The sequence below is a fragment of the Undibacterium sp. Ji42W genome (assembly GCF_049340405.1).
GTDB lineage: Bacteria > Pseudomonadota > Gammaproteobacteria > Burkholderiales > Burkholderiaceae_D > Undibacterium.
Genome location: NZ_JBMPOV010000008.1, coordinates 93,854 through 115,679, shown reverse-complemented (window position 1 = coordinate 115,679; position 21,826 = coordinate 93,854). Strand labels below are relative to the sequence as shown.

The following is a 21,826-nucleotide window of genomic DNA, read 5'->3' as shown; positions in this document are numbered from 1 at the left end:
GTTTTCAGGTTTCAGGATAAGAAAACTATAGGATCAAGAATATGAAATTCTCTATGAATATAGGCAAAAGACGCCTTGGATTTGGCATTGCTGCGCTAGTCATGGCAACCTCAGCAATGGCGCTGGATAAAGGTAGTAACGCCCCGGTATTTGACCTCAAGGGTGTGGAAGGCAATATCAACCTGGCGAAATATCAGGGCAAGTTGGTGTACCTGGATTTTTGGGCTTCATGGTGTGGCCCATGCCGTCAGTCTTTCCCTTGGATGAATGAGCTGCAATCCAGATATGGTGCCCAGGGTTTGCAAATCATTGGTGTCAACCTGGATCAAAAAAATGAAGATGCCCGTCAGTTCCTGGTAACCACGCCAGCCCGCTTTGTTGTGGCTTTTGACCCCGCTGGCGCTACTCCTCGCAACTATGGCGTGAAAGGTATGCCCAGCAGCGTACTGATAGGTCCAGATGGAAAAATCATCTTTGAGCATGCTGGTTTCAAGGAAGCGGACAGGGCTGCGCTGGAAGAGAAAATAAAATCCGCATTGGGAGCAATCAAATGAAGGTCATCGTAAAGAACACCTCACCCCTGTTACTGATAGCCAGTGCTGCATTTGCGCTATCTGGTTGCAGCACGATCAAAACCGTGCAGCCCTGGGAAAAAGGCAATCTGGCGAAAACCGCCATGACTTTTGAAAACGACAGGCTCGAATCCCGCTATGGCGAACACATTTACACCAGCCGCGAATCAGCTTCTGGCGGTGCAGGTGTAGGCGGTGGCGGTTGTGGTTGCAACTAATCTGAGAATTTCGACATGACTAAAATTATTGCTCCCCATACTGCTCCTCTTATTGCTTCGACGGTATCCGAAACCTTGCCAGCTTCACCTGACATGCAAACCATAGGTGCAGCATTGCTGACTGCTGCCTTACTATTACCCGGTGTGGTCAAGGCCGAAACACCGCCTGAACATGCCAGCCTCAGTCTCAAATATTTGAACTATGAAGAAAAACAGGCAGGCCTGAAACGCATTACTGCAAACTCACCTTCGCTCTCACTGATTACTCCCCTGGGTGCAGACTGGTCGCTGGATGCTACCCTGACTTCAGATGACGTATCCGGTGCTTCGCCACGTTACCATACTGCCATTTCAGGCGCATCACGCATGAATGACCAGCGTACTGCCGGTGATGTCGCGTTTACCCGCTACTTCCCCCGTGCCAGCCTGACAGTCGGCACTGCATATTCAACCGAGCATGATTACGAGTCACGCGCCTTGTCAGCAACCGGGAATTTTTCTTCAGAAGATAAAAACACCACCTGGACTGTTGGCCTGGGTGGTAGCCATGACCGCATCAATCCTACCAACCTGATCGTCAAGAACGAGACCAAAAAAACTATCAGCATCATGGCAGGTGTCACGCAGATACTCACTGCTGAAGACATCGCTCAATTGACGCTCAGTCATAGCAGGGGAGAAGGATATTTCTCTGATCCTTACAAGGCGCTTGACCGCAGACCAAGGGAACGCAACCAGACTACCCTGTTAGCCCGCTGGAATCACCACTTCCTGGGCACGGATGGTACAGGCCGCTTCAGCTATCGCTATTATAGCGACAGCTACGATGTCAAGGCGCATACCGTGACGGCAGAATATGTACAGCCGCTGGCACAAGGCTGGACAGTCACACCTTCATTGCGTGTATATACCCAAAGTGCGGCGAGTTTCTATTTTGATCCAGTCTATGATGCGCAACTCAGTGCACCATTCCCGCCAGGTTATCAGTTTGCGTCTACCCAGCCCACCTCTGCTGACCAGCGTCTGTCAGGTTTTGGCGCATTGACCTTTGGCTTCAAAGTGAGCAAGCAATTGACCAGTGACTGGACCGTAGATATCAAGCTGGAAAACTATGAGCAGCGCGGAAACTGGAGACTATTCCACAAGGGTAGCCCAGGCCTGGCAGCACTGAAGGCGCAGAGCATACAGTTGGGTATCAGCAAACAGTGGTAGGAACATTGATTTGCCGCTCAAAAATTCAGGAGTTAAAATGAAGCATCATATTTTTTATAAGTGGTTCTCTGCATGGCGGCTGCTGTCGCTATTGCCGGTATTGTTGATAGCGAGCTTATTGCATCCGCTTGCCCAGGCAGATGATTTTTTGGAGCCGGAACGCGCATTCCAGCTGCAGGCAGAGTTGCGCGATGTCAGTGGAACCAAAACCCTGGTGCTCTCGTGGACCATCGCCAAGGATTATCATCTCTACAAAGAGCGCCTAAGTTTCAATGCAGTGGAGCAGGGTATCGTTCTTGCCGAGCCTCGCTTGCCGGACGGCATACGCAAATTTGATACTACCTTCAATAAGGAAGTTGAAACCTATAACGATAAACTGGTGGTGGAGTTACCTGTCACCAAAGCGGACAAGGCCTTCACTTTGAAGGTAGGTTATCAGGGCTGTGCCGATGCAGGGCTGTGTTATCCGCCCGCAGAGCAACACTACAAGGTGGATACTTCTGTACCCGGCAAGTTGAGTATCGTGTCCGCAGATCAAGTCTCGCAAGTCCTGGCCGCCACGGCAACCATGGCAACTACTGCCGCTGCGCCTGTCGCTGCCAAAGATGCTGCACATACTGAAGATGACAGTTCGCTAGCACAGCGCACCTTACAAAGTGGTAGCTTATGGCGGATAGGCCTGGCCTTCGTGGTATTTGGTTTATTGTTGTCTTTTACTCCTTGCGTATTGCCGATGGTGCCTATCCTGTCATCCATCATCGTGGGTGAGGGCAATGTATCGCGTGGCCGTGGCTTCATGCTGGCGTTGTCATATTGCCTGGGCATGGCAATGGTGTATACCTTGCTGGGTGTGGCCGCAGGCCTGGCCGGTGAAGGCTTGGCCGGAGCCTTGCAAAAGCCCTGGGTATTACTGACTTTTGGTGCCCTGCTGGTTGGTTTGGCTTTGTCCATGTTTGATGTCTATCAATTGCAATTGCCTGGTGGTTTGCAAAGCCGCCTGAGTCAAACCAGTGGCAGTTTCAGTGGTGGCAAATTCCTGGGTGTGTTTGTCATGGGGGCTTTGTCTGCATTGATCGTTGGTCCCTGTGTGGCCGGGCCACTGGCGGGTGCCTTGCTCTACATCAGCCAGACACGTAATGTCATGATCGGTGCCTGGGCGCTGTTTTCCATGGCAGCAGGCATGAGTGTACCTTTGCTGTTGACGGGTATTTCTGCTGGCAGCCTGTTGCCGCGTGCCGGAGCATGGATGAATCATGTCAAGAAATTGTTTGGCCTGCTGCTGATTGCGGTTGCCATTTGGATGGTATCGCCCGTGTTTCCGGTCAAGGTCATAATGGCTGTCTGGGGTGCGTTTGCCATACTGTGTGCTGTGTTTTTACATGTGTTTGATCAAATGCCGACGGGAGCCAAATTGCGCCTTTACTTTGCCAGGGCACTAGGCATTACCTTCCTGCTGGTGGGTATGTTCGAGTTGATCGGTGCTGCCAGTAATGGCAAGGATGCCTTGCAACCTTTGGCGCATCTGCGTGCGACAGAAAATGCTGCGCAATTTGCGGGTAGCAGCGATACAGAAAAACATGGTGAGAGTAAATTCACACGCATACAAAGCGTGGAAGAGCTTGAAGCCGCTCTGGCCAAGGCAGATGCTCCGGTGTTGCTTGATTTTTATGCAGACTGGTGCGTATCCTGCAAGGAGATGGAGAGGTTTACTTTCTCTGAACCCAAGGTCAGCGCACAACTCAAGCAACTGCGCTTGTTGCAAGTGGATGTGACCGCCAACAGCGATATGCAAAAAGCCCTGATGAAGCGCTTCTCTCTGTTCGGGCCACCGAGCATCATCCTGTTTGATCGTAACGGCAAGGAAGTGCCAAACAGCCGCATCATTGGTTATCTTGAACCTGAACGTTTTATCCAGCATCTGTCGCGTCATTTTGCGCTCTAATTTTGCGTTCTGATCCAGTATAGTCATAATATTCTATTCATTACTATGTCCACATCCAAACATGCCCGCGTATTAATTCTTGGCTCTGGCCCCGCAGGTTATTCTGCGGCGGTGTACGCTGCCCGCGCCAATCTGAACCCTGTATTGATCACTGGTGTAGAACAAGGCGGCCAGTTGATGACCACCACCGATGTAGAGAACTGGCCTGCCGACCCTATGGGGGTGCAAGGCCCGGAACTGATGCAGCGCTTTTTGCAGCATGCAGAACGCTTTAATACTGAAATCATTTTTGATTACATCCACACCGCCAAGCTTGATGAAAAACCGATACGCCTGATCGGCGACCAGGCACAATATACCTGTGATTCATTGATCATTGCCACTGGCGCATCTGCCCAATACCTGGGGCTACCATCTGAACAGGCCTTTATGGGCAAAGGCGTGTCTGCATGTGCGACTTGCGATGGTTTCTTTTATCGCGGCAGGGAAGTGGCCGTCGTTGGTGGTGGCAATACGGCAGTGGAAGAAGCCCTGTATTTGTCGAATATCGCCAGCAAGGTCACGGTTATTCACCGTCGCGACAAGTTCCGTGCAGAGGCGATTTTGATTGACCGCCTGATGGCCAAGGTGGCTGAAGGCAAGATCGAAGTCAAATGGAATCATACGCTCGATGAAGTCATTGGGGACGAATCCGGTGTGACCGGCATCAATGTCAAAGATGCGGATGGCACAGTTACCCCTATCACTGTACACGGCGTCTTTATTGCAATTGGCCATAAACCAAATACCAGTATTTTTGATGGCCAGCTCGACATGAAGAATGGCTACATCAAGACCCGTACCGGTACTGAAGGTATGGCAACAGCCACCAATGTACCTGGTGTGTTTGCTGCTGGTGACGTGCAGGATCATATTTATCGTCAGGCCATTACCAGTGCTGGCACAGGTTGTATGGCTGCGCTGGATGCGCAGCGGTTTTTGGAAAACTGATCTTAAGAAGAAATGGCTTGAGGATGCGTCGAAGACAATCATCAAGCAAGCGTTTGCCTGTAGTTACCTGCAGTTTGCCTATGCGTGGCCATATAGCCATGTACAATACCGTCCGCGGCCAAGGACCGGTCATTTTTTGCAGATTCTTTTTCTTATTTATCATGTCCCAGACAATTACTGCACCTGAAGTGCAATACGCAGATATTCGTGATCGTTTGCGCCAGTTTGTTGCTGAGCGCGATTGGGCGCAATTTCATACACCCAAAAACCTGGCCAGTGCGCTGACCGTCGAAGCAGCAGAATTGCTGGAGATTTTTCAATGGCTGCCAACTGGTAAGGCAGATGAACTGGATGAGCAGGCTAAAACAGCCATCCGTCATGAAATGGCCGATGTCTTGAATTACCTGGTCATGCTGGCCGATGCATTGCACGTCGATTTGTTTGCCGCCAGCATGGAAAAAATCGTCCTGAACGCCATCAAATATCCCGTGGAACAAGTGAAGGGTGATGCCAGAAAATACACTGCCTACGGCACTGATTCCAAAATAGATACGCCTTAATGTTGCGCACTACGCAGGGCTGCAAAATAAAACGTCAGCGACGCCATTGAGAATAGTAATAAGCACGCCAGGATAGGGTAGGGCGATGTGGTGTGATGGACCAGGCTGGCGATCAGCAAAGGCCCGGCTGCTTTTGAAAACAGCGCGGGGCCGGACATGGCACCAGAGATCGCGCCATAGTTTTCTGTGCCAAACAGGATTTGCGGTATCGTGCCGCGTACGATGGTCAATATGCCATTGCTGAGGCCGTAGAGTACGCAAAACAGCGCAACTGCCCAGGCATGTGTGCCAATGAAGATGAGGACCAGCAGGGCGGCGGGCAAAGCAGCAAAGGTGAATTTACCCACGGTTTGCGGCATGGCATTTCTGGCAACCGTCATTTCACCTACCCGGCCCAGCACTTGCATGGGGCCGATCATGGCGGCCATCAACACTGCTAATGTGGCTGGATGATGCATTTCTTTGAGAACGGGGATCAAGTGTACTGACAAGGCAGAAAAAACAAAACTGTTTGCTGCAAAAGCAAATGCCAGCTTCCAGAACGTAGGGTGGCGCACTGCCTCTTGCAGGCTGAAACTTTTCTTTTGTGTTACTGCTGATGTAACGCTGTTTTGTGTTTTGATTGTTTTTTGCAGTAGCAAATGCAAAGGCAGGCATAAAAAGATTTGCGCCAGACCATAGGCCAGATAAGTATGCCGCCAACCCATGACCGTATTCAATTGCTGGGTCAGCGGCCAGAATACCGTGCTGGCAAAACCGCCAAACAGGGTGAGAGTAGAAATAGCCTGACGGCTGTGTTCCTTGAATTGTCGGGTCAGGGTAGCAAAAGCGGCTTCATATAAAGTCATCGCCATGGCCATGCCCAGGATGCTCCAGGCAAAATAATACATGGCCAGATTTTGCGCCTGACTGAGAGTGATCAGACCCGTTCCGCAAATCAGTGAACCCATACCCATCACGACCTTGCCACCGTGACGGTCGAGCAAAATACCAATGTAGGTAGCGATCATGCCAGCCACCAGCAGGCTCCATGAAAAAGCCGCGATGACCAGTTCGGCACGCCAGTTCATCTCACGCTGGATTTCCGGGGCCAGGATGGCGATGGCGTAATACAAGGAACCCCAGGACAGGATTTGCGTGACAGCCAGTATGGCAATAGTCTGGTAAGCGTGCTGCGTATTCTTCATTTGCTTTTACTGCATTGCCTGAACCGGCGCATGGAGCCAATATTTTTTGATGGTGGAAATTGTAAGTTGTTGATCAGTCTGATTGAATGTCAGATAATGTATCTGATGCTTTAACAGCATCTTCCCCCGGCTTTTTACCGCTGCCTTCCAGCTTGTAAAACAGCAGACACATCAGCGGTGCAAAAATCAGCCACAAGAATACCGTCCACATCTGTGACTGTTGTTCACCAGAGGTGGGCAAGGCCAGGTAGGCTTTATTTGGATCAGTTGAAGATACATAGACCTTGAGCTGTACACCGGGGACCAGTTCTGCCGGTTTCAAGCCTGTCATTCTCAGCACATGCTTGGCTTCGCAGCGGGTGCAGATAGGGGAGATGGTATCGGTAGTTTTTTCTACACCATTCAGGTTGTAGCTGTAGGTGAGTTGCAATAACTGTTTGTTGAAACTGCCATTGACGACATAGCCGGGATTATTATCGACATCATGCACCATCAGCACAAGATTGCCATCGACCTGTTCAAACTCACTGACAGGAACCCGCATGGTCTGGAGCTTTTGCAGATTGTCTATGCCAAAATAAATCGAGATGATGGCGCAAATGACGACTAGGGTTCTGACTATCATAGGCTGCAAACATGGATGCGTGTAAGGAAACGACAGGAGTAGTTTAACATCAAGCTTATCTGGCTGGCGGCGTGGACGGTTTCTTTTCGCTGGCATCCTGGATAGGGGGCTTGGCTGGCAGCCAGCCAGGGTAGGATGTCTCCAGTTTTTTCCAGATGGCAGCATGCTTGCCCAGTTCACCAAAGCGCAGTGACTTGCTTAATTTTTTGCGGGTGATGGTTGCCCAGGTTGGCAAGTCGTCGCACTTGCTTTTTGTATCCATGAGATTCAAGGTAAAGCTCAGGCTTTTTTCTTTGCCTGGTGCGATAAGGCGGCAATAGGTATTGTCTTTGCCTATTTCCAACACATAGGCTTGCTGCTGCTCATCGTAATACGCCACGTTCTTTTGGGTGATCAGGTCATCCCATTCATTGGCCGCCATGCTGGTGGTTTGCAGCAGTTTGCCGTGAAAATCGACACGCTTGACGATCAATTTGTTGGTCTTGCTGATTTCCACGCAATCTGCAAAATCACTGTTCGCTGGCGCGTTGATCAATTCTGCTGATGGGCAGAGAGAGATTTCAGCACCACCATGGACGTTCAGGAGCCTGACCTGTGTGTCGGCAGACTTGCCGTCTTTTGCTGCCTGGGTCTTCGCATACTTGCTGCTCCTGGCGACGAGGATATTCTTGTCATCGATGACGTTGACCATATCGTAGTCCAGATATGGCCAGTCATCGTAGGCAATGAACCAGAATCGTTGAGGCTTGCGTATCGCATATTGCAGCGATGGCGCAAGCGATGTACCCGCAGCCTGGGTTTCAACCACTGTCTTGCTTACCCGGAGCCAGTCTGTCAGTGGCAGGGCTCTACTGCCCTCCTTGCTGTCACAGCCTGGCATGCAGGCAACTGTGAGCAAGAGCAGCATGGCTGCTGCCCACGGGCGCATCGGGTGATCAAGGGGAGTGGACTGTAATTGTGCTGGCACACTGTTTCTCTATGTTATGGTCAGGCGCCATTGTAACGCCTGACTCATGCAGCTTCATAGACAGTATCAGCTTAAGCCCAGCTTGAGTTGTAAATTTGTTTCTACATTTGTTTCCACATCCGTTCCTGCATATGATCCGGCACCATCATTACCAGTATCAAACAAGTCTCTGCTTACTCCCATTGCTGCAGCAATCACCTGCATGTCATGGTCGCTGACGGCAAACAGGCCGAAGCGGAATTGATAACCCCAATTCTTCATTCCCGCAGAAAATTCCAGTGTCTGCAACAAGGGCAGGATGCTGGCGTGCCGTGCTGGTGTCCACACTACATCACGCCGGTAGGGGTGAAAATCATCTCCCATGTCGGCCTGATAGGCATCCCTTGGCTTGACCCTGCCTATGGCAGTGAAATCCTGCAATCTGATCTTGCTGCCAAAGACCTGGCTGGGTGAGTAATACGCGACCCTGTCACCCGCTTGAAGGCGTCGCAAAGGTGCTGCCTTGCCATGGCAGACTTGCATGTAGCCATCTGCCTGACCACGCAGCACATGGTCGGCAGAGGCAACAGCGATCCAGTTACGGCACTGTTGGGCAGCCATGATCAGGCTGGCGCAAATACGCGCAGGCGGTGACCATCAAGGTCTTGTGCGACGAAGGTATAACCAAAATCCATGCTGCAAGGGTTTTGAACTATCGTCGTGCCACGCGTGGCCCAGTTGTCATGGGTGCTATCTACTGTGGCATTGTCAGCTACTGCAAAAGCCAGCTCACTGCCGCCAGCCAGGGTAGCGACCGGTTCTACCGTGTGTTTTGACCACAAACCCAGCTTGTGGCCAGAGTCCAGTATGAATAAATAAAAAGTAGGGGATGCTTCTACTGGTGTCAGGCCCAGTATCTTGCTATAAAAGCCTGCGCTGGCTTCTGGACTGTCGACATATAAAAGGACATAGCTTGGGGTCATCATGGTATCTGCTCCTAAAGGTGATGTTGTTTGCATTGATATGTTGTTCAAGGCAAAGACATCTTAGGATGTGCTAGTGTCAGTTTCTGTCAGCAGTGATGGCATGATGAAAAAAGCCTGCACTTGCAGGCTTTCGGTAAAGGACAGACTTAGCTGGTACCGGGAACCCTTTGACCAGCGTCGTAATAAAGCGCTGGGATTTTTTTCTGGCTGAGCATCATCATGGCAAGGCTGGCCAATGCCAGCATGAACCAGTTGACCCCTGGCATTTTCACGAACTGGGCAAAATCAAACAAGGCGCCACCCGCCAGGCTGCCGACCATGGTGCCCATGCTTTGGTAAAACATTTGCTGCGACATCAGCCTGCCGGTATCCGCTGCCGATTTGTTGGCAAAGCGTGCAACCAGCACATCCAGCGAAGGCCCATAAAACACCTGGCCAAAAGACAGCAGGATCGCAGACACAATGACGGCAGCAGCACTATGGGTAAACACCACCATGATGGCAAAGCTGACAAACAGGCAGGCATAACCTATTTTCAGGAAGCGGAAATGATCCAGCGTGCGCACTGCGCGTTTGGAAATCGGTATCTGGAAAAAGATGATCACCAGCGCCGCCAGCCAGAAAGGCGTGGATACTGGTATCTCAGGTGTAAACTTGGGAATATGCAAGCTGAAACCTATCATGGGCTGCACCGCAAAACACCAAAATACTGAATTCGACAGGTAAAACATCAGCGGCAATTCTACCGGTTTGTCTGAGTCAGTACCTGCTATTACAGTTGTACTGGATGCTTCATCTGCCAATGCTTTTTGTTCCAGCGCCAAGCTTTCTTGTTCATGCGCACTAATGGCACGCATGGCAATCAACATGAACAAACCATAGACAATAAAGGTGATCAGCACGATCAGGAATACCAGTTTCAACTGATCATGTGGCACAAAACTGGCAGTCAGGTAACCACCAACCAGGCCCATACGGATGGCGAAAGCCAGTTTGCTGAAGATGGCAGTCTGGTCCAGACCCTTGAGCTTCAATAAATAATTTTTCAAACCTGGGAAAGACAGGCCACTACCCAGGCCAGCCAGCAAGGCAAACAGTGCCAGCGCCCAGGCCTGATTCAGGTAAGCCATGAAATACAGGGCAATGCCTTCGAGCAGGATATTGCCTGAGATCGCCAGCGGGTGGTTCGCCATGCGGGAAAACCTGGCGCCCATATACGAGCCCAACACACGGCCCAGGTTCAAGCCGAACAAAATCGATGCTGCCCAGAATCCCGAGAAAGCCTTGCCCGTTTCAGAGACGATGATAGGTGTGTATAAGGCAACACCGCCAGATGCGATGGCGACACCAATATAAATCAGATAGGAATTGAAGACAGGATTGAATTTCTTGGTTTGCATAGGTCAGGGCGTCAGCGCCTGGGCAGCGCTAAAAATACTTAAAGCGAGAATGGTAAGAAGTGCAGATCGTCAAGGCCGAACTTCATGTTGTGATGCTGCACAACAGAAAAAGTTCATCGATATAAGCAAATCAAATAAGCTTTAAATTGTACGCCTAATTTTAACAACCTGTTGCCGGGTCGCAAGTTTCGACGAACCCGGCCTGAATCGGGATTAAATCGGGCCAGTGAGGTGATCCCTGACAAACCCTAGAACCAGATTTTTCCCAGATACAACCAGCTCCAACCCGCCATCAGACAGACGCTGAGCACTAGCAAACCAGTCGCCCCATTTGGCCGCAAGATACCGAGATAGCCTATGGCTACCGTTGCCACACCTTTCTTGACGCGCTTCATGCTGCGCCAGCGTTGTATGAATTTCAGCATGGACAGGACAAAAGTAAACGTCGCACAAGACAGCAAGGTCACCCTGAATACATTCAAGAGATTGAGCTCACCCATTGATATTTTTTTATACGCCAGACCAACCAGCGCCATCAAAACGGCTGCGCCTATGGAGATGGCCACATTCGCATACATGGTCTTGCGGCTATTAACGGCAGCGTCTTCGAGCTCGCACTTGAGCAAATCCACTTTTTCATTGATCAGTGTGGAGGTTTCATGTTTGATAGCCAGTATGCGCTGGTCTATGGCCGCGCCTATCTGCGCCGTGGAATAATCAATCAGCTCCCTGATGTCATCCTTGGTCATGTTGCGCTGACTATGGATTTCATCAGACAGCAGGGCGATATTCCTGTCCACTTGCTCACCGGCCTGGCGTATGACTTCAGATAATTCATTACTGACCTGGTAAATGGACCTGTCCACCAATGGTGCTACCCGTTCATCAATGACACGGTTCAGACTCTGTTCAAAGGCAGACGACGCCTGTTTCAGATTCAATGGGTCAAACGCCATCTTTTCTCCGGTGAATAGCTTCGTATTTAAGTATTTGATGTTGCTGCTGGAAATTTCAAGACCAGCACCCTGATTGAGGCTAAAACTCTTTGTTCAATGCGCATAGTCAGAGTCTAGTCAGGTGATACCAGTAAGTCATTAAAGCGGTACTTAGGCATTTTTGATTTAAATTTTGCAAGCTTTCGTCTAAGCTTAAATTGCATCTAGGGCAACGAAAATGCGAAATAGAACTTAGGCAAAATTGTTCCAGAAAGGCGTAGCGACGAAGATAGCACTTTAGTACGGCTAGGAGCTGGAACATAGTTGGTGCGGTTTTGTATAAGTCCTACTCAATACCTGTTTAGCGATGTGCTTAAATGCTTCAGCCAGCTATCTAAGCCAGCTCAGATACACAATCAAGTGAACAAAGGATACATATGTTGATCAAAAAAATTACTCTCATCGCGTGTGCGGCGGTGGGCATGTTTGCCAGTTCTTTCGCTACTGCCCAGACTTATCTGGGTGCCTCTGTAGGCCAGAGCGATAACAGCAACTACTGCAACTACAGCACGACTTGCGACTCCAAGGCCACCAGCTACAAGCTGTTTGGCGGCTATAACTTCAGCAAGAATTTTGCAGTGGAAAGCAGTTATTTTTCTGGTGGCAAGACCTCAATCAATTCGGGCGTGGCGCTAGGCCATAGCGAACAAAAGAAAACCGGCTTCAGTCTGGCTGGCGTGTATAACTATGAGTTCAATGAGGCTTTCGCCGGGTTTGCCAAACTCGGGATTGCGCGTGTAAAAGCAGAAACGACTTACGACACTTCAGGCCTGCCATCCTACTCAGCTTCGAATACGGGCAATCAGGCTCTGCTTGGTGTGGGCGTATCTTACAAGATCAATCCTAATCTCGCTGTCCGGGCAGAATTCGAGAAATTCAATGCTCACACTTTCTCCAATAGTGGTACATCAGGCAGCAATCTGTCGGCTGGTTTGCAATACAATTTTTAATTGACTGTCGCTGGTGGTGTTGATGGAGATATTCCATCAACACCATCGGTATTTGATGATGAGCCTTGCCTGTGGGGCAGTTCAGTCTCAGGCAAGGCTTTTCTTAGCGACTTTGCTGGTCTTTTTGGCTGGTACAGGCAAAGCATTGGCAGTGGCACGCGCCAGTTTGCTCAAACCATCCCGGTCTTCCAGTAAGTCACTATCGATGAGGTACCATGGTTTGGCCTGTGGGTAAGGCAGTGCTTCAGTAACCCTGGCTAACAATTGCCGCCCCGCTGCTGTTGGCTTGATGAAGAGCTGATCATCGCAGATCAGCGCAAACATCTTCCCCGACATATACAGTGCATATTCGCCAAACATTTTTTTCGCAACCACGTCTTCGCAACTACTTAGCTGGTCGAGAATAAATTCTACAAAGCTGGCTTGTGATCCCATGATTTTATTCTGAAAATTTAAGCTCAGTCGGGACGGCGAAAATCATCGGCAATCCATGCCCTGGCATTTTGCTGATTCAGTTTATAGTTGGGTGCGACCCTGACTCTCGCCAGCTCGGTATTACCTGCATCCTGTGCGCTGAGCCATGCATACGGGTCATCTTCATCAGGTACGATGTCGAGCATGATCTTGAAGTCCGCCTCATCTGTCGCCACCATCAGGCTCTTGTGCAATGTCGCATGCAGTTGCTGTTCATGGCGGCGTATTACCTCGGATGCAGTTTTCACCAGTGTGCCAAAGGCATTCGCATCCAGCGGTTTGGGATTTTTTTTATCGCGTCCCATGGTCCATGGGCCAACCAATGCCGGTTCAGGCTCACCATCCTTGATCATGGCAACGGCCCAGCCTTCATCGTCGTCATTCTTAATGACCTGGGCTGTCCAGCCCTTGTCGCGCCACAGGCGTGGCTCGCGGATTTTGTTGTCCTCTTCCTGAGGTGCGTTATCTGCTGGTGTGTATTCGTTATCGTTAGTCAAAGCTTTTCCTGGTTTATTTCTTCAGGCTGTACATGCTACACTCAAGCGACCAGTTTGTCTGAATCCTTCTTGATTGGCACTGTCCCCAGAACCTGCAGGGAGACTAAACCGTGTTTTGCGCGGGCATTCTGGCATTTGTCATCACCAGGCTGCACTTCCTGGCAGGGAGACGGCCTTTGCTCATACATGCTGCACTTCACGACTTTACCCACTTCACCTAGCAGAGCCTGGCAATGCGGTTTGGATTGATTGGTGCCGCTTAAGCAAGAATATACGGGTGTCAATGCCTGAACCATGGTATCGGCAATGCCATATATATCTGCCTCGGCGGAATAAAATGAAACCCGGTAACTGGCGCAGCAGGCGCCGCAATCAAGACAGGGCTCATTTTTGTTAGTAATTTGTCGGTCAGCGATTTGCCTTTCTATAAAAACAGTATGAATGTCGATTCGACTACCTCTAAGGATGCTGCGTTATGCAGGGATTTAAAATCCTGGTTTTCACTTGCCAACTGGCGTCAGTGACAAAAACAATCCTCCCGATATTAACACTGCGCCAAGTAACACGGATGAAGTCAGCGTCTCACCCAGTAAGACGATGGCCATTGACACCCCCACGATAGGCATCAGGGCTGTGAACATCGATGCCTTGGCTCCCAGTTGTTTTACCGCGAGGTTGAACAGCAGGACAGATATCACACTGACCAGGAGGCCCTGATAAACCGCCTGTACCGCAATTGCGTTGGCGTCAAGCTGGAACAGGCTGGTGCCGGCAAAATAAAAATACACAGGCACATAGAGCAAGCCACCTACCTGTATCACGCTGACTACCGACAGCGGATTGGTATTCCAGCGCCGCATCAGCACCGTATAAAACGACCACATCAGGGCAGCCAGCATGAACAGCAAGTCACCGCGCCAGGCTCCGGCATAAGCGGCTGACTGCGGTTGCAGGATACTGCCAGCTTTGACGACAATGACACCAAGCAGCAGCAGACTCAGACCTAGCATCGGGATACCGTCACGCTTATCCAGCATCAGCTTTGCCAATAAAGACGTAAACAGCGGCGTAAATGCCGGATAGATCAACGAGCTATGCGAAGCCGGTGCCCAGTGCAGGCCGCCGACCAATACCATGTTGTATAAGGGACCAGCCAGTAACAACAGGATTAACGCTTTTGACCAACCTATGCCAGCAGCATTCCGTACGCCTGCTTTGATAAAGAAAGGCAGCATCACCAGACCGCTGACAGCAAAACGCAATACGGTCAGGTCAAAGATATCCAGAGATGCGCGGTAACCAAAGCTGGCTACCACAGGCTGAGCACCCCAGATCAATGCCACCAGAAAACCGTAAGTTAAACCCATTAGGCCCATTGCGCTTATCCTTTATTGGCGGAAATTTTCAAAGCACCGAGTAATCGTTATTACGCAAATCCGTCAACAGCATGTGACCAGGCGCATGAGTAATGCAGAGTTCCGGTTTTGCGTGCATCAGTGCTGCTTGCGGCGTGACACCACAAGCCCAGAACACGGGCAGCTCTCCGTCATTAATGCTCACTGCGTCACCATAATCTGGCTGCGCAAGATCCTTGATGCCTATCAGCGCCGGGTCACCTATATGTACTGGCGCACCATGCACGCCAGGGAAGCGTGAAGTGATCTGTATCGCCCGTATCGCATCTGCTGCTTTCATCGGGCGCATGGTGACCACCAAAGGACCCTGAAAGGCGCCAGCAGGCGAGGTCGTTATGCTAGTGCGGTACATGGGCACATTGCGCCCCTGTTCTATGTGTCGTATGCCTATGCCATTTTCTATCAGCGAATGCTCAAAGGTGAAAGAGCAACCGAGGGCGAAGCTCACCAGGTCATCACGCCAGACATCGCTGATGTCATCAGGTTCAGTCACAAGCTCGCCATTGAGGAACACGCGGTAACGCGGTACATCGCTGCGGATATCAAGATCAGCTCCAAGGAAAGACACAAACGGGTCACCCACCTCTGAGACTGCAATCAAGGGACAGGGCTTGGGGTTCTTTTGACAAAAGCGATGAAAGTCGGTTGCATCTTTGGCTGGCAGTATCACCAGATTAACCTGTACATAACCCGGAGCCAGACCCGAAGTTTCTTTACGCCACAAACCCTGGCGTATGGCCAGGCGTAATTCTGAAGGGGACTGGGAGATTACGGATGAGGGCGACATGGGGCGGCTCCATAGCATGGGAATAGTGATTACTTGTCAATGAATTATGAAAAATCAGCACAATTCAGGACAACAAAGGACAACTCAGGACTGATAGAGCCAGTATAAAATGTAGCCTTGATAGAAGATAATTGAAGTTATTGCTAATAGTTGATAAAGTTTATCTATCATGCGACCTTCACTCCAACAGCTTGAAACCTTTTACTGGATAGCCCGTCTGGGCGGTTTTCATGCGGCGGCCAAACATCTGCACCTGACCCAGCCGACGATCAGCGCCAGAATCCAGGAGCTCGAAGAGATACTTGGCCTCAAGCTGTTTGAACGTGGTGGTCACCGTGCCATCATTACGCCGGTAGGGCGTGACGTACTGGTGCAGGCAGAAAAAATGCTGCGCCTTTCTGATGACCTAGAACAAATCAGCAAGCGACGCAATCCCATGCGTGGCCTGTTGCGCCTGGGGGCGAATGAATCGACCGCCATGTCTGGGCTGATCGAATTGCTGGGGCGGCTAAAAGCCCAGTACCCCGATGTACGCATAGAGCTCACCATCGATGTGGGGGCCAACCTCAGCCGCAAACTCAATGCCCGTGAGCTAGACATCGCCATTCTCAGTGACCCCGTCTCTGCACCGCACGTCGTTGATGTAGCGATAGGCCAGGTCGATCTGGCGTGGGTGGCATCTACCCAAACTGTACTCCATGAGCAAGCTTTGCACCCGGCAGGCATGGCGGCCTTGCCTGTCGTTGCCATGCCTTCACCAACAACGATTTGCAATGTCGTCATGGAATGGTTCAGGCTGGCAGGCCATGAGCCAGAAAACCTCAGCATCTGCAATTCCATGGCGATGATGATCAAGCTAGTCGCAGCAGGTCACGCCATTGCCGTGCTGCCACGTTCCGTGGTTGATGCAGAAATCAAGAGTGGAATCATCCGCACACTGACAGTCAAACCACCACTCAATCCACTGATGTATTACGTTTCCTATTTACGGCAAGAGCAGGGGCTGGCGGATGGCAACCTCGTCACCATGGCCCGCGAAGTATTGCAGCAAAGCGGATTGTTGTTACCTCTGACATTGCCCCTGCCACGTTAAAACCACCAGCCCGCTGCGGCATCAATTGCGCACAGATGCGCGCAGTATCCACGAACGCTTCGTGCATTTGGTTCCTCAAAATTCCACATTCAATCCCTTAATTTGCGCTTCTGTCTCAATCTGCCAACTTGCAAATCAGGTATTGCCTATATTGCGCCATGTGCTTGCAATCAAGCGGCACCGGCGAGGCAATACACCTGCCTTGCACAGTTTACCAGTTTGCAGATCTCTCCATGAGTGGGTCTGGGTTTCTTAATCCTGAATCAGAAAGCACAACGACATGAAAAAAACTTACCACCTTCTCCCTGCGAAATTACTGATGGCAACGCTGGCACTCGTTGCAATTCAGGCGCATGCAGCAACATCCATGTCAGATGCAGATATTCTGAACCTTCTCAAACAACGTGTTGAGACAGAAAAAAAAGGTGTAGGCCTCGTGGTCGGCATCGTCGATGAAAAAGGCAGCCGCGTGATCAGCTATGGCTATGCCAACCTTGCTGAGCGCCGTCCTGTCGATGCGGATACCATGTTTGAAATTGGTTCTATCACCAGCGCATTCACCGGCGTGGCCATGATGGACATGGCAGAGAAAAATGAAATCAGATTAAAAGAACCTATCGAGACTTATCTGCCTGACGGTATCAAGATACCCTACTATGAAGACAGAAAAATCACGCTCTCTGACCTGTCCTCACATCGCTCCGGCTTGCCTGCTGTGCCTGGCACCCCAGGCATAGGTACCGACAATCCCTATGCAGGTTTTACCACCAGTAAAGCCTATGAATTTCTGGCCAGTTACCAGATGAGATACGATGTCGGCAGCCGTTATCTCTATTCCAGTTTTGGTAATGGCCTGCTGGGTCAGGTATTAAGCCAGCGCGCAGGTACCGACTATGACACTCTGATCAAAAACCGCGTGACCATACCACTGGGCATGACCGCGACCAGTGTTAACCTCAATGCAGACCTGCAAAAACGCATGGCAACAGGTTATAGCAGCAAGGCACAATTTGCCGTAGCACCTGCCTGGAGCTTCAGCGCTTTTGAAGGCGCGGGTGGATTGCACTCATCTGCCAATGACATGCTCAAGTTCCTCGCTGCCAATATGGATCAGGCCAAGACACCCTTGAACGGCACCATGCGCAAGTTGCAGATGCCCTTTGAAATAGGCAACCGCCTCTTGCTGGTCTGGGGGGGCTACAACAATAAATTTGATAGCGCCATCCTCGGCCTCGAAGGCAAGACAGGTGGCTATAGTAGCTATATCGCCTTTGATAAAAAAGCAGGTAAGGGCGTCGTGATATTGTCGAATGCCGATATCAGCGTGGCAGATATCGGCAACAAGATTATCAATACAGATTTTCCGCTAGCGCAGTAAACTCAAGGCTGCAGGCAGAAGTGTCTGCAGCCTTGAGAAAAAAAGTGGCGATGAAAAGTTGAATGACCTCACTACCTCAAACACGACAATTCAGTAGTCATATCCGCATGCGACCTTTGGTCGTCATCCTGGTAATGCACGTCCTGTTCTTTCTGGCTTTATCACGCAGTTACTCTCCCCAGTCAGACAAAGCTGAATTTGCAACAGCAGTGACTTTCCTGATGCCTGTTACGCCGAAAACAGATCCATTGCTACCAAAAAATGCGTATCTAAAAGAAGAACATCAAAACGTAGAGCATCAAAAAGCAGCTTACCAAAAGCTGCCACCTGCAACCAAAAAAGAATCTGTGCAAGCACCAAGGACGGCAGTGATTCCAGCACCCAACGAGAAATTGCCTACGCCTCCGGCAGCAGCAAAATCATTTGCCGATATAACAGCAGGTACCGAAGCAGAAGTGCACGACAAAACCGGTTTTCTTCTTGGCCAGCTTCGTTCTCAGGCAACATCGCTAGCCAGGGAGTCTGCACGAAGTGAGGGCAGTGAATCTGGCGATATGAGTACTCTTGGTGATTACTACGGCAGCTATAACGGTGCCGATGCAGGTACGTTTTATATTCATGTCGATCACACTGGCAATATCTTTGGCTCTGCCGATTCAGGTACAGTCCATAGCAGCTTCACAATCACCGGTAAAGTATCGACAGATGGTGTGGTACAAATGACAGGAAAAGGCTTGGCAGGTTCAGCCAGTTTCGATGGCAAAATCAATCTCAAGACAGGTGGCGTGTCTGGTCACTGGAATTTGACCGGTTTTGGAAGAGGGCAGTTCACAGGGCAACGCGCTAAAGCTGTCAGTGGCAGAGCTAATTGAAAAATAATCGGGATATTTAAGCGATATAAACCCGCGAGAGTAGGGGGGGGATGCACTTGAAGTCGGACTATTTTCTCCTCAAATCTGTCAAAGTCATCATTTGGTTAAACACCGGTTTTCCAGCCACTGAATCCGCGGGGTCAGCCACAAAATAACCATGACTGCACCACACTTGCGGGCGCACATCGTTACGCGGCCGGACAGCGTGCCACCAGCAGTTGCAGGTACTCCACATTGGCAGGATGCGACATGGGGGGCTTTACTTTAAAAAATAGGCTGCCACGTCCTAGCGTTTATCATGATGAGCAGACTGTAATTGAAGCAATGCAGACTCCAGCCCACGGGCAAAGAGAGGGCCATCGAATAGTGAGCTGGCAGCTACTTGTTCGCGCAAGTTGCCACGCAGGGTTGCCAGTTCATCAGGTTTGCTTGCATAGGCAACAGCGAGATCAACAAATTCATCGCTATCTTTAGCGATCCAGTCTGGCAGTCCGGCATAGGTCAGCAGGCTTAGGCCCTGGCGCGAAGCCATGGTTTGTCCGGCCAGACTCAATGTAGGTACACCCATCCATAAGGCTTCACAGGTCGTGGTGCCGCCAGAGTAAGGGAAACTGTCGAGTATCATGTCGACTTCTGCATGCGCAGCCAAATAGGCTTCGCGACTCGACGGCCCATGGAGCTTAAGCTGTTGTTCTGTAATACCCAGCTCAGCGAAACGTTTCAACAGATGCTGGCGAAAACTGGCGGACTGCAATTGTCTGTTCTGTAGCCTTAGCTTTGCTTGTGGCAGGCGCTTCAGTACATCAGCCCATAGTGCGAGTGTGAAATCATTGAACTTACCTGCTGACTGAAAACTACCAAAAGTCAGATGGCCCCTATTTAGTGCAGGTAATGGCGATACCTGCACATGACCACCAACTGGTGGGGCGAAACACAGGCGAGTGTGTGGAAGGTGACAGATTTTTTCAGTAAAGTATTCTGTCGTATTTTCTGGAACTGAAATCCTGTCAGCCAATACATAGTCCATGCCTGGTACTCCGGTACTGCCAAAATAACCAAGCCAGCTCGCCTGTATTGGAGCTGGCTTGCAGGCAAATAACGGCAGGCGATTGTCAGCCGTATGTCCCGACAGGTCCAGCAGGACATCAATTGCATCAGCATGGATCATTTCAGCAGCTACCTGGTCGTCCATACCTGCAATGGACTTCCATTGAGAAAAATAAGGCTTGAGTCTGTCTGTCAATGCATCCTGGTGCGCGCTGCTGGCATAGGCAAACAACTCTATGGTTTGCTGGCTGATATGCGGGATAACATTTTCGAGAAAATAACCAACCGGGTGCAAGCGTAAATCGCCCGATACCAGACCAACCCGCAGACGTGACCCACTCGCGGTTGGTCGTGGTAGCCAGCTTGTATAGGATTTGCGGCGGGCAGCCAGTTTATCGCGATAGAAATTGATTTCGGCACGGTATTCGTCCGGGCTACAATAAGTGCCAAAACCAAGATTAAAAAGCAAACTGCAATGGGCATCCAGATAATCGGCATCGGTAGCAAATGCTGTCCGGTATGCATCAAGAGCCTGCTCCATATATCCCTTGTCGCGCAAGACATCGCCTAACCCAGAATAGGCCCAGCCCTGCGCGCCAGATTTGATGGTGGTGGCCTTGCGAAAACTAGCTTCGGCCTCGTCTGGCCGGGCTGCATCACGATAGGCATTGCCAAGATTGTGATAAATCTCCCCTGCATCAGGTTTGATGGCAAGTGCTTGCAAGTAACTGGCTGCGGCTTCGTCAAACCTGCCCAGGGCTAGTAATACGATGCCCAGGTTAAAGTGTGCTTCATAACGGTCAGGTTCAAGTTCAATCAGTTTTTTATACCTGGTTTCTGCCATCTTATAATTGCCTTGGCGCTGCAAGATCATGGCAATATTGCCTTGCGCCTCGGCCAGTTTTGGATTGATCGCTGCAGCCTTGTCATAAGCAGACAGGGCAAGTGCATCATTACCATTCTGCCTGTCGATATTGCCGACAAAAATATGCAGAGCGGCCTCTTGTGGATGATGCACCAGAGCCTTTACCGCAACATTACGTGCTGCAGTAGCATCGCCAAGTGTGAGATAGATATGGGAAAGATCATAACTCGCATCAAGCTGGGCAGCGTCAAGTTCCAGAACTTTCTGGAACTGCGCAATCGCCAGATCTTTCATGCCCTGTTCCCGTCTAGTGACACCAAGATTGTAAAGCACATAAACATCTGCCGGACTGATCTGCCTTGCCTGCTCAAGACTATCGACCGCATCATCAAACCTGCTTTGCAGACGCAAAGAAATACTCAGATTGATATAGGCATCACCAAATTGTGGGTTGCTGGCAATAGCAGCCCGGTAGCATTGCTCTGCGTGTGCGAAATTACCTGATCTGAGCAATTTATCTCCCTCATCTTTTACCATTGCTGCAACGTTGTTCCTGTGATTGGATGGCGTTGCCGTCTGGTTTGAAGTAGGCGGTGCTGTTTCAGGTTGAGCGGACGTACTTTCTTGTTGCGGGGTGCTTATCTCTTTACCGCCAAAAAGTTTTTTTAGTTTGTTAAGCATGCTAGGTAGGAAGAAGAAAAATCATATTTTATACGGTTGCCTGATGAGTCTTTCCGATCGAAGTGTCAAGCACTCTCCAGTTGCGCTTGAAATTGAGGCGAGTAAGGCGAGAGGGGAATACGACAACGGCACAT

General features: G+C 50.3%; 23 protein-coding genes. 10 read left to right on the top strand and 13 right to left on the bottom strand.

The genetic code is table 11. The annotated features are described in order from the left end of the window. Positions 1 to 41: 41 nt before the first annotated feature. From ACO0LG_RS18305 to ACO0LG_RS18280, 6 genes are all read left to right on the top strand, one after another. Positions 42 to 554, top strand: a complete 513-nt coding sequence (locus ACO0LG_RS18305; protein WP_423028942.1) for a TlpA family protein disulfide reductase — start codon at positions 42 to 44, stop codon at positions 552 to 554. Continuing rightward, positions 551 to 790 carry a DUF4266 domain-containing protein gene (locus ACO0LG_RS18300; protein WP_423028940.1) on the top strand — a complete coding sequence of 80 codons (240 nt, stop codon included), beginning with the start codon at positions 551 to 553 and terminating at the stop codon, positions 788 to 790. Before ACO0LG_RS18305 ends, ACO0LG_RS18300 begins: the two co-directional genes overlap by 4 nt. A gap of 15 nt (positions 791 to 805) precedes the next feature. Further along, complete coding sequence (locus tag ACO0LG_RS18295; RefSeq protein WP_423028938.1) at positions 806 to 2,002, top strand: DUF3570 domain-containing protein; 1,197 nt, start codon at positions 806 to 808, stop codon at positions 2,000 to 2,002. Between the two features lie 37 nt (positions 2,003 to 2,039). After that, positions 2,040 to 3,944: a protein-disulfide reductase DsbD gene (gene dsbD, locus ACO0LG_RS18290; protein ID WP_423028936.1), complete on the top strand. Its 1,905-nt coding sequence runs from the start codon at positions 2,040 to 2,042 to the stop codon at positions 3,942 to 3,944. 45 nt (positions 3,945 to 3,989) lie between these two features. Further along, positions 3,990 to 4,934, top strand: coding sequence for a thioredoxin-disulfide reductase (gene trxB, locus ACO0LG_RS18285; protein WP_423028934.1), 945 nt, complete (start codon positions 3,990 to 3,992; stop codon positions 4,932 to 4,934). A 161-nt stretch (positions 4,935 to 5,095) separates the two neighbouring features. Next, positions 5,096 to 5,494 carry a nucleotide pyrophosphohydrolase gene (locus tag ACO0LG_RS18280; protein WP_423028932.1) on the top strand — a complete coding sequence of 133 codons (399 nt, stop codon included), beginning with the start codon at positions 5,096 to 5,098 and terminating at the stop codon, positions 5,492 to 5,494. Here ACO0LG_RS18280 and ACO0LG_RS18275 read toward each other — a convergent pair. From ACO0LG_RS18275 to ACO0LG_RS18245, 7 genes are all read right to left on the bottom strand, one after another. Continuing rightward, a complete protein-coding gene (locus ACO0LG_RS18275; protein WP_423028930.1) occupies positions 5,491 to 6,681 on the bottom strand; it encodes an MFS transporter in 1,191 nt (396 codons plus the stop codon). The genes ACO0LG_RS18280 and ACO0LG_RS18275 overlap by 4 nt on opposite strands. A 73-nt stretch (positions 6,682 to 6,754) precedes the next feature. Continuing rightward, positions 6,755 to 7,306: a hypothetical protein gene (locus tag ACO0LG_RS18270; protein ID WP_423028928.1), complete on the bottom strand. Its 552-nt coding sequence runs from the start codon at positions 7,304 to 7,306 to the stop codon at positions 6,755 to 6,757. Positions 7,307 to 7,361: 55 nt separating this feature from the next. Then, a complete protein-coding gene (locus tag ACO0LG_RS18265; RefSeq protein WP_423028926.1) occupies positions 7,362 to 8,273 on the bottom strand; it encodes a hypothetical protein in 912 nt (303 codons plus the stop codon). A 66-nt stretch (positions 8,274 to 8,339) separates the two neighbouring features. Then, positions 8,340 to 8,873 (bottom strand): EVE domain-containing protein, encoded by a 534-nt coding sequence (locus ACO0LG_RS18260; protein ID WP_423028924.1) that lies wholly within the window; start codon positions 8,871 to 8,873, stop codon positions 8,340 to 8,342. A gap of 2 nt (positions 8,874 to 8,875) precedes the next feature. Then, positions 8,876 to 9,238: a VOC family protein gene (locus tag ACO0LG_RS18255; RefSeq protein ID WP_423028922.1), complete on the bottom strand. Its 363-nt coding sequence runs from the start codon at positions 9,236 to 9,238 to the stop codon at positions 8,876 to 8,878. A 146-nt stretch (positions 9,239 to 9,384) separates the two neighbouring features. Beyond that, on the bottom strand, positions 9,385 to 10,638 hold the full coding sequence (locus ACO0LG_RS18250; RefSeq protein WP_423028920.1) for an MFS transporter: 1,254 nt from the start codon (positions 10,636 to 10,638) through the stop codon (positions 9,385 to 9,387). A 248-nt stretch (positions 10,639 to 10,886) separates the two neighbouring features. Beyond that, positions 10,887 to 11,594 carry a hypothetical protein gene (locus tag ACO0LG_RS18245; protein ID WP_423028918.1) on the bottom strand — a complete coding sequence of 236 codons (708 nt, stop codon included), beginning with the start codon at positions 11,592 to 11,594 and terminating at the stop codon, positions 10,887 to 10,889. 416 nt (positions 11,595 to 12,010) lie between these two features. Between ACO0LG_RS18245 and ACO0LG_RS18240 the strand changes: the two genes are divergently transcribed. Next, positions 12,011 to 12,583, top strand: coding sequence for an outer membrane beta-barrel protein (locus ACO0LG_RS18240; RefSeq protein ID WP_423028916.1), 573 nt, complete (start codon positions 12,011 to 12,013; stop codon positions 12,581 to 12,583). Between the two features lie 87 nt (positions 12,584 to 12,670). On the opposite strand, the gene ACO0LG_RS18235 is transcribed toward ACO0LG_RS18240, so the two are convergent. The 5 genes from ACO0LG_RS18235 to ACO0LG_RS18215 all read right to left on the bottom strand — a co-directional run bounded on the left by ACO0LG_RS18235 (position 12,671) and on the right by ACO0LG_RS18215 (position 15,756). Further along, the gene (locus ACO0LG_RS18235) at positions 12,671 to 13,018 is read right to left on the bottom strand and encodes a TfoX/Sxy family protein (protein WP_423028914.1); all 348 of its coding nucleotides are present in this window, start codon (positions 13,016 to 13,018) and stop codon (positions 12,671 to 12,673) included. A gap of 23 nt (positions 13,019 to 13,041) precedes the next feature. After that, positions 13,042 to 13,554 carry a hypothetical protein gene (locus tag ACO0LG_RS18230; protein WP_423028912.1) on the bottom strand — a complete coding sequence of 171 codons (513 nt, stop codon included), beginning with the start codon at positions 13,552 to 13,554 and terminating at the stop codon, positions 13,042 to 13,044. 41 nt (positions 13,555 to 13,595) lie between these two features. Continuing rightward, entirely contained in the window at positions 13,596 to 13,955 is a 360-nt protein-coding gene (locus ACO0LG_RS18225; protein ID WP_423029205.1) for a YkgJ family cysteine cluster protein, read from the bottom strand. A gap of 99 nt (positions 13,956 to 14,054) precedes the next feature. Continuing rightward, on the bottom strand, positions 14,055 to 14,930 hold the full coding sequence (locus tag ACO0LG_RS18220; protein ID WP_423028910.1) for a DMT family transporter: 876 nt from the start codon (positions 14,928 to 14,930) through the stop codon (positions 14,055 to 14,057). 28 nt (positions 14,931 to 14,958) lie between these two features. Then, complete coding sequence (locus ACO0LG_RS18215; RefSeq protein ID WP_423028908.1) at positions 14,959 to 15,756, bottom strand: putative hydro-lyase; 798 nt, start codon at positions 15,754 to 15,756, stop codon at positions 14,959 to 14,961. A 169-nt stretch (positions 15,757 to 15,925) separates the two neighbouring features. Between ACO0LG_RS18215 and ACO0LG_RS18210 the strand changes: the two genes are divergently transcribed. The 3 genes from ACO0LG_RS18210 to ACO0LG_RS18200 all read left to right on the top strand — a co-directional run bounded on the left by ACO0LG_RS18210 (position 15,926) and on the right by ACO0LG_RS18200 (position 19,099). After that, positions 15,926 to 16,849, top strand: a complete 924-nt coding sequence (locus tag ACO0LG_RS18210) for a LysR family transcriptional regulator (RefSeq protein WP_423028906.1) — start codon at positions 15,926 to 15,928, stop codon at positions 16,847 to 16,849. Between the two features lie 280 nt (positions 16,850 to 17,129). After that, complete coding sequence (locus tag ACO0LG_RS18205) at positions 17,130 to 18,227, top strand: serine hydrolase domain-containing protein (protein WP_423028904.1); 1,098 nt, start codon at positions 17,130 to 17,132, stop codon at positions 18,225 to 18,227. Between the two features lie 62 nt (positions 18,228 to 18,289). Continuing rightward, positions 18,290 to 19,099, top strand: coding sequence for a hypothetical protein (locus tag ACO0LG_RS18200; RefSeq protein ID WP_423028902.1), 810 nt, complete (start codon positions 18,290 to 18,292; stop codon positions 19,097 to 19,099). A gap of 286 nt (positions 19,100 to 19,385) precedes the next feature. Here ACO0LG_RS18200 and ACO0LG_RS18195 read toward each other — a convergent pair whose 3' ends face one another. After that, positions 19,386 to 21,692 carry a tetratricopeptide repeat protein gene (locus ACO0LG_RS18195; protein WP_423028900.1) on the bottom strand — a complete coding sequence of 769 codons (2,307 nt, stop codon included), beginning with the start codon at positions 21,690 to 21,692 and terminating at the stop codon, positions 19,386 to 19,388. Between the last annotated feature and the right edge of the window lie 134 nt (positions 21,693 to 21,826).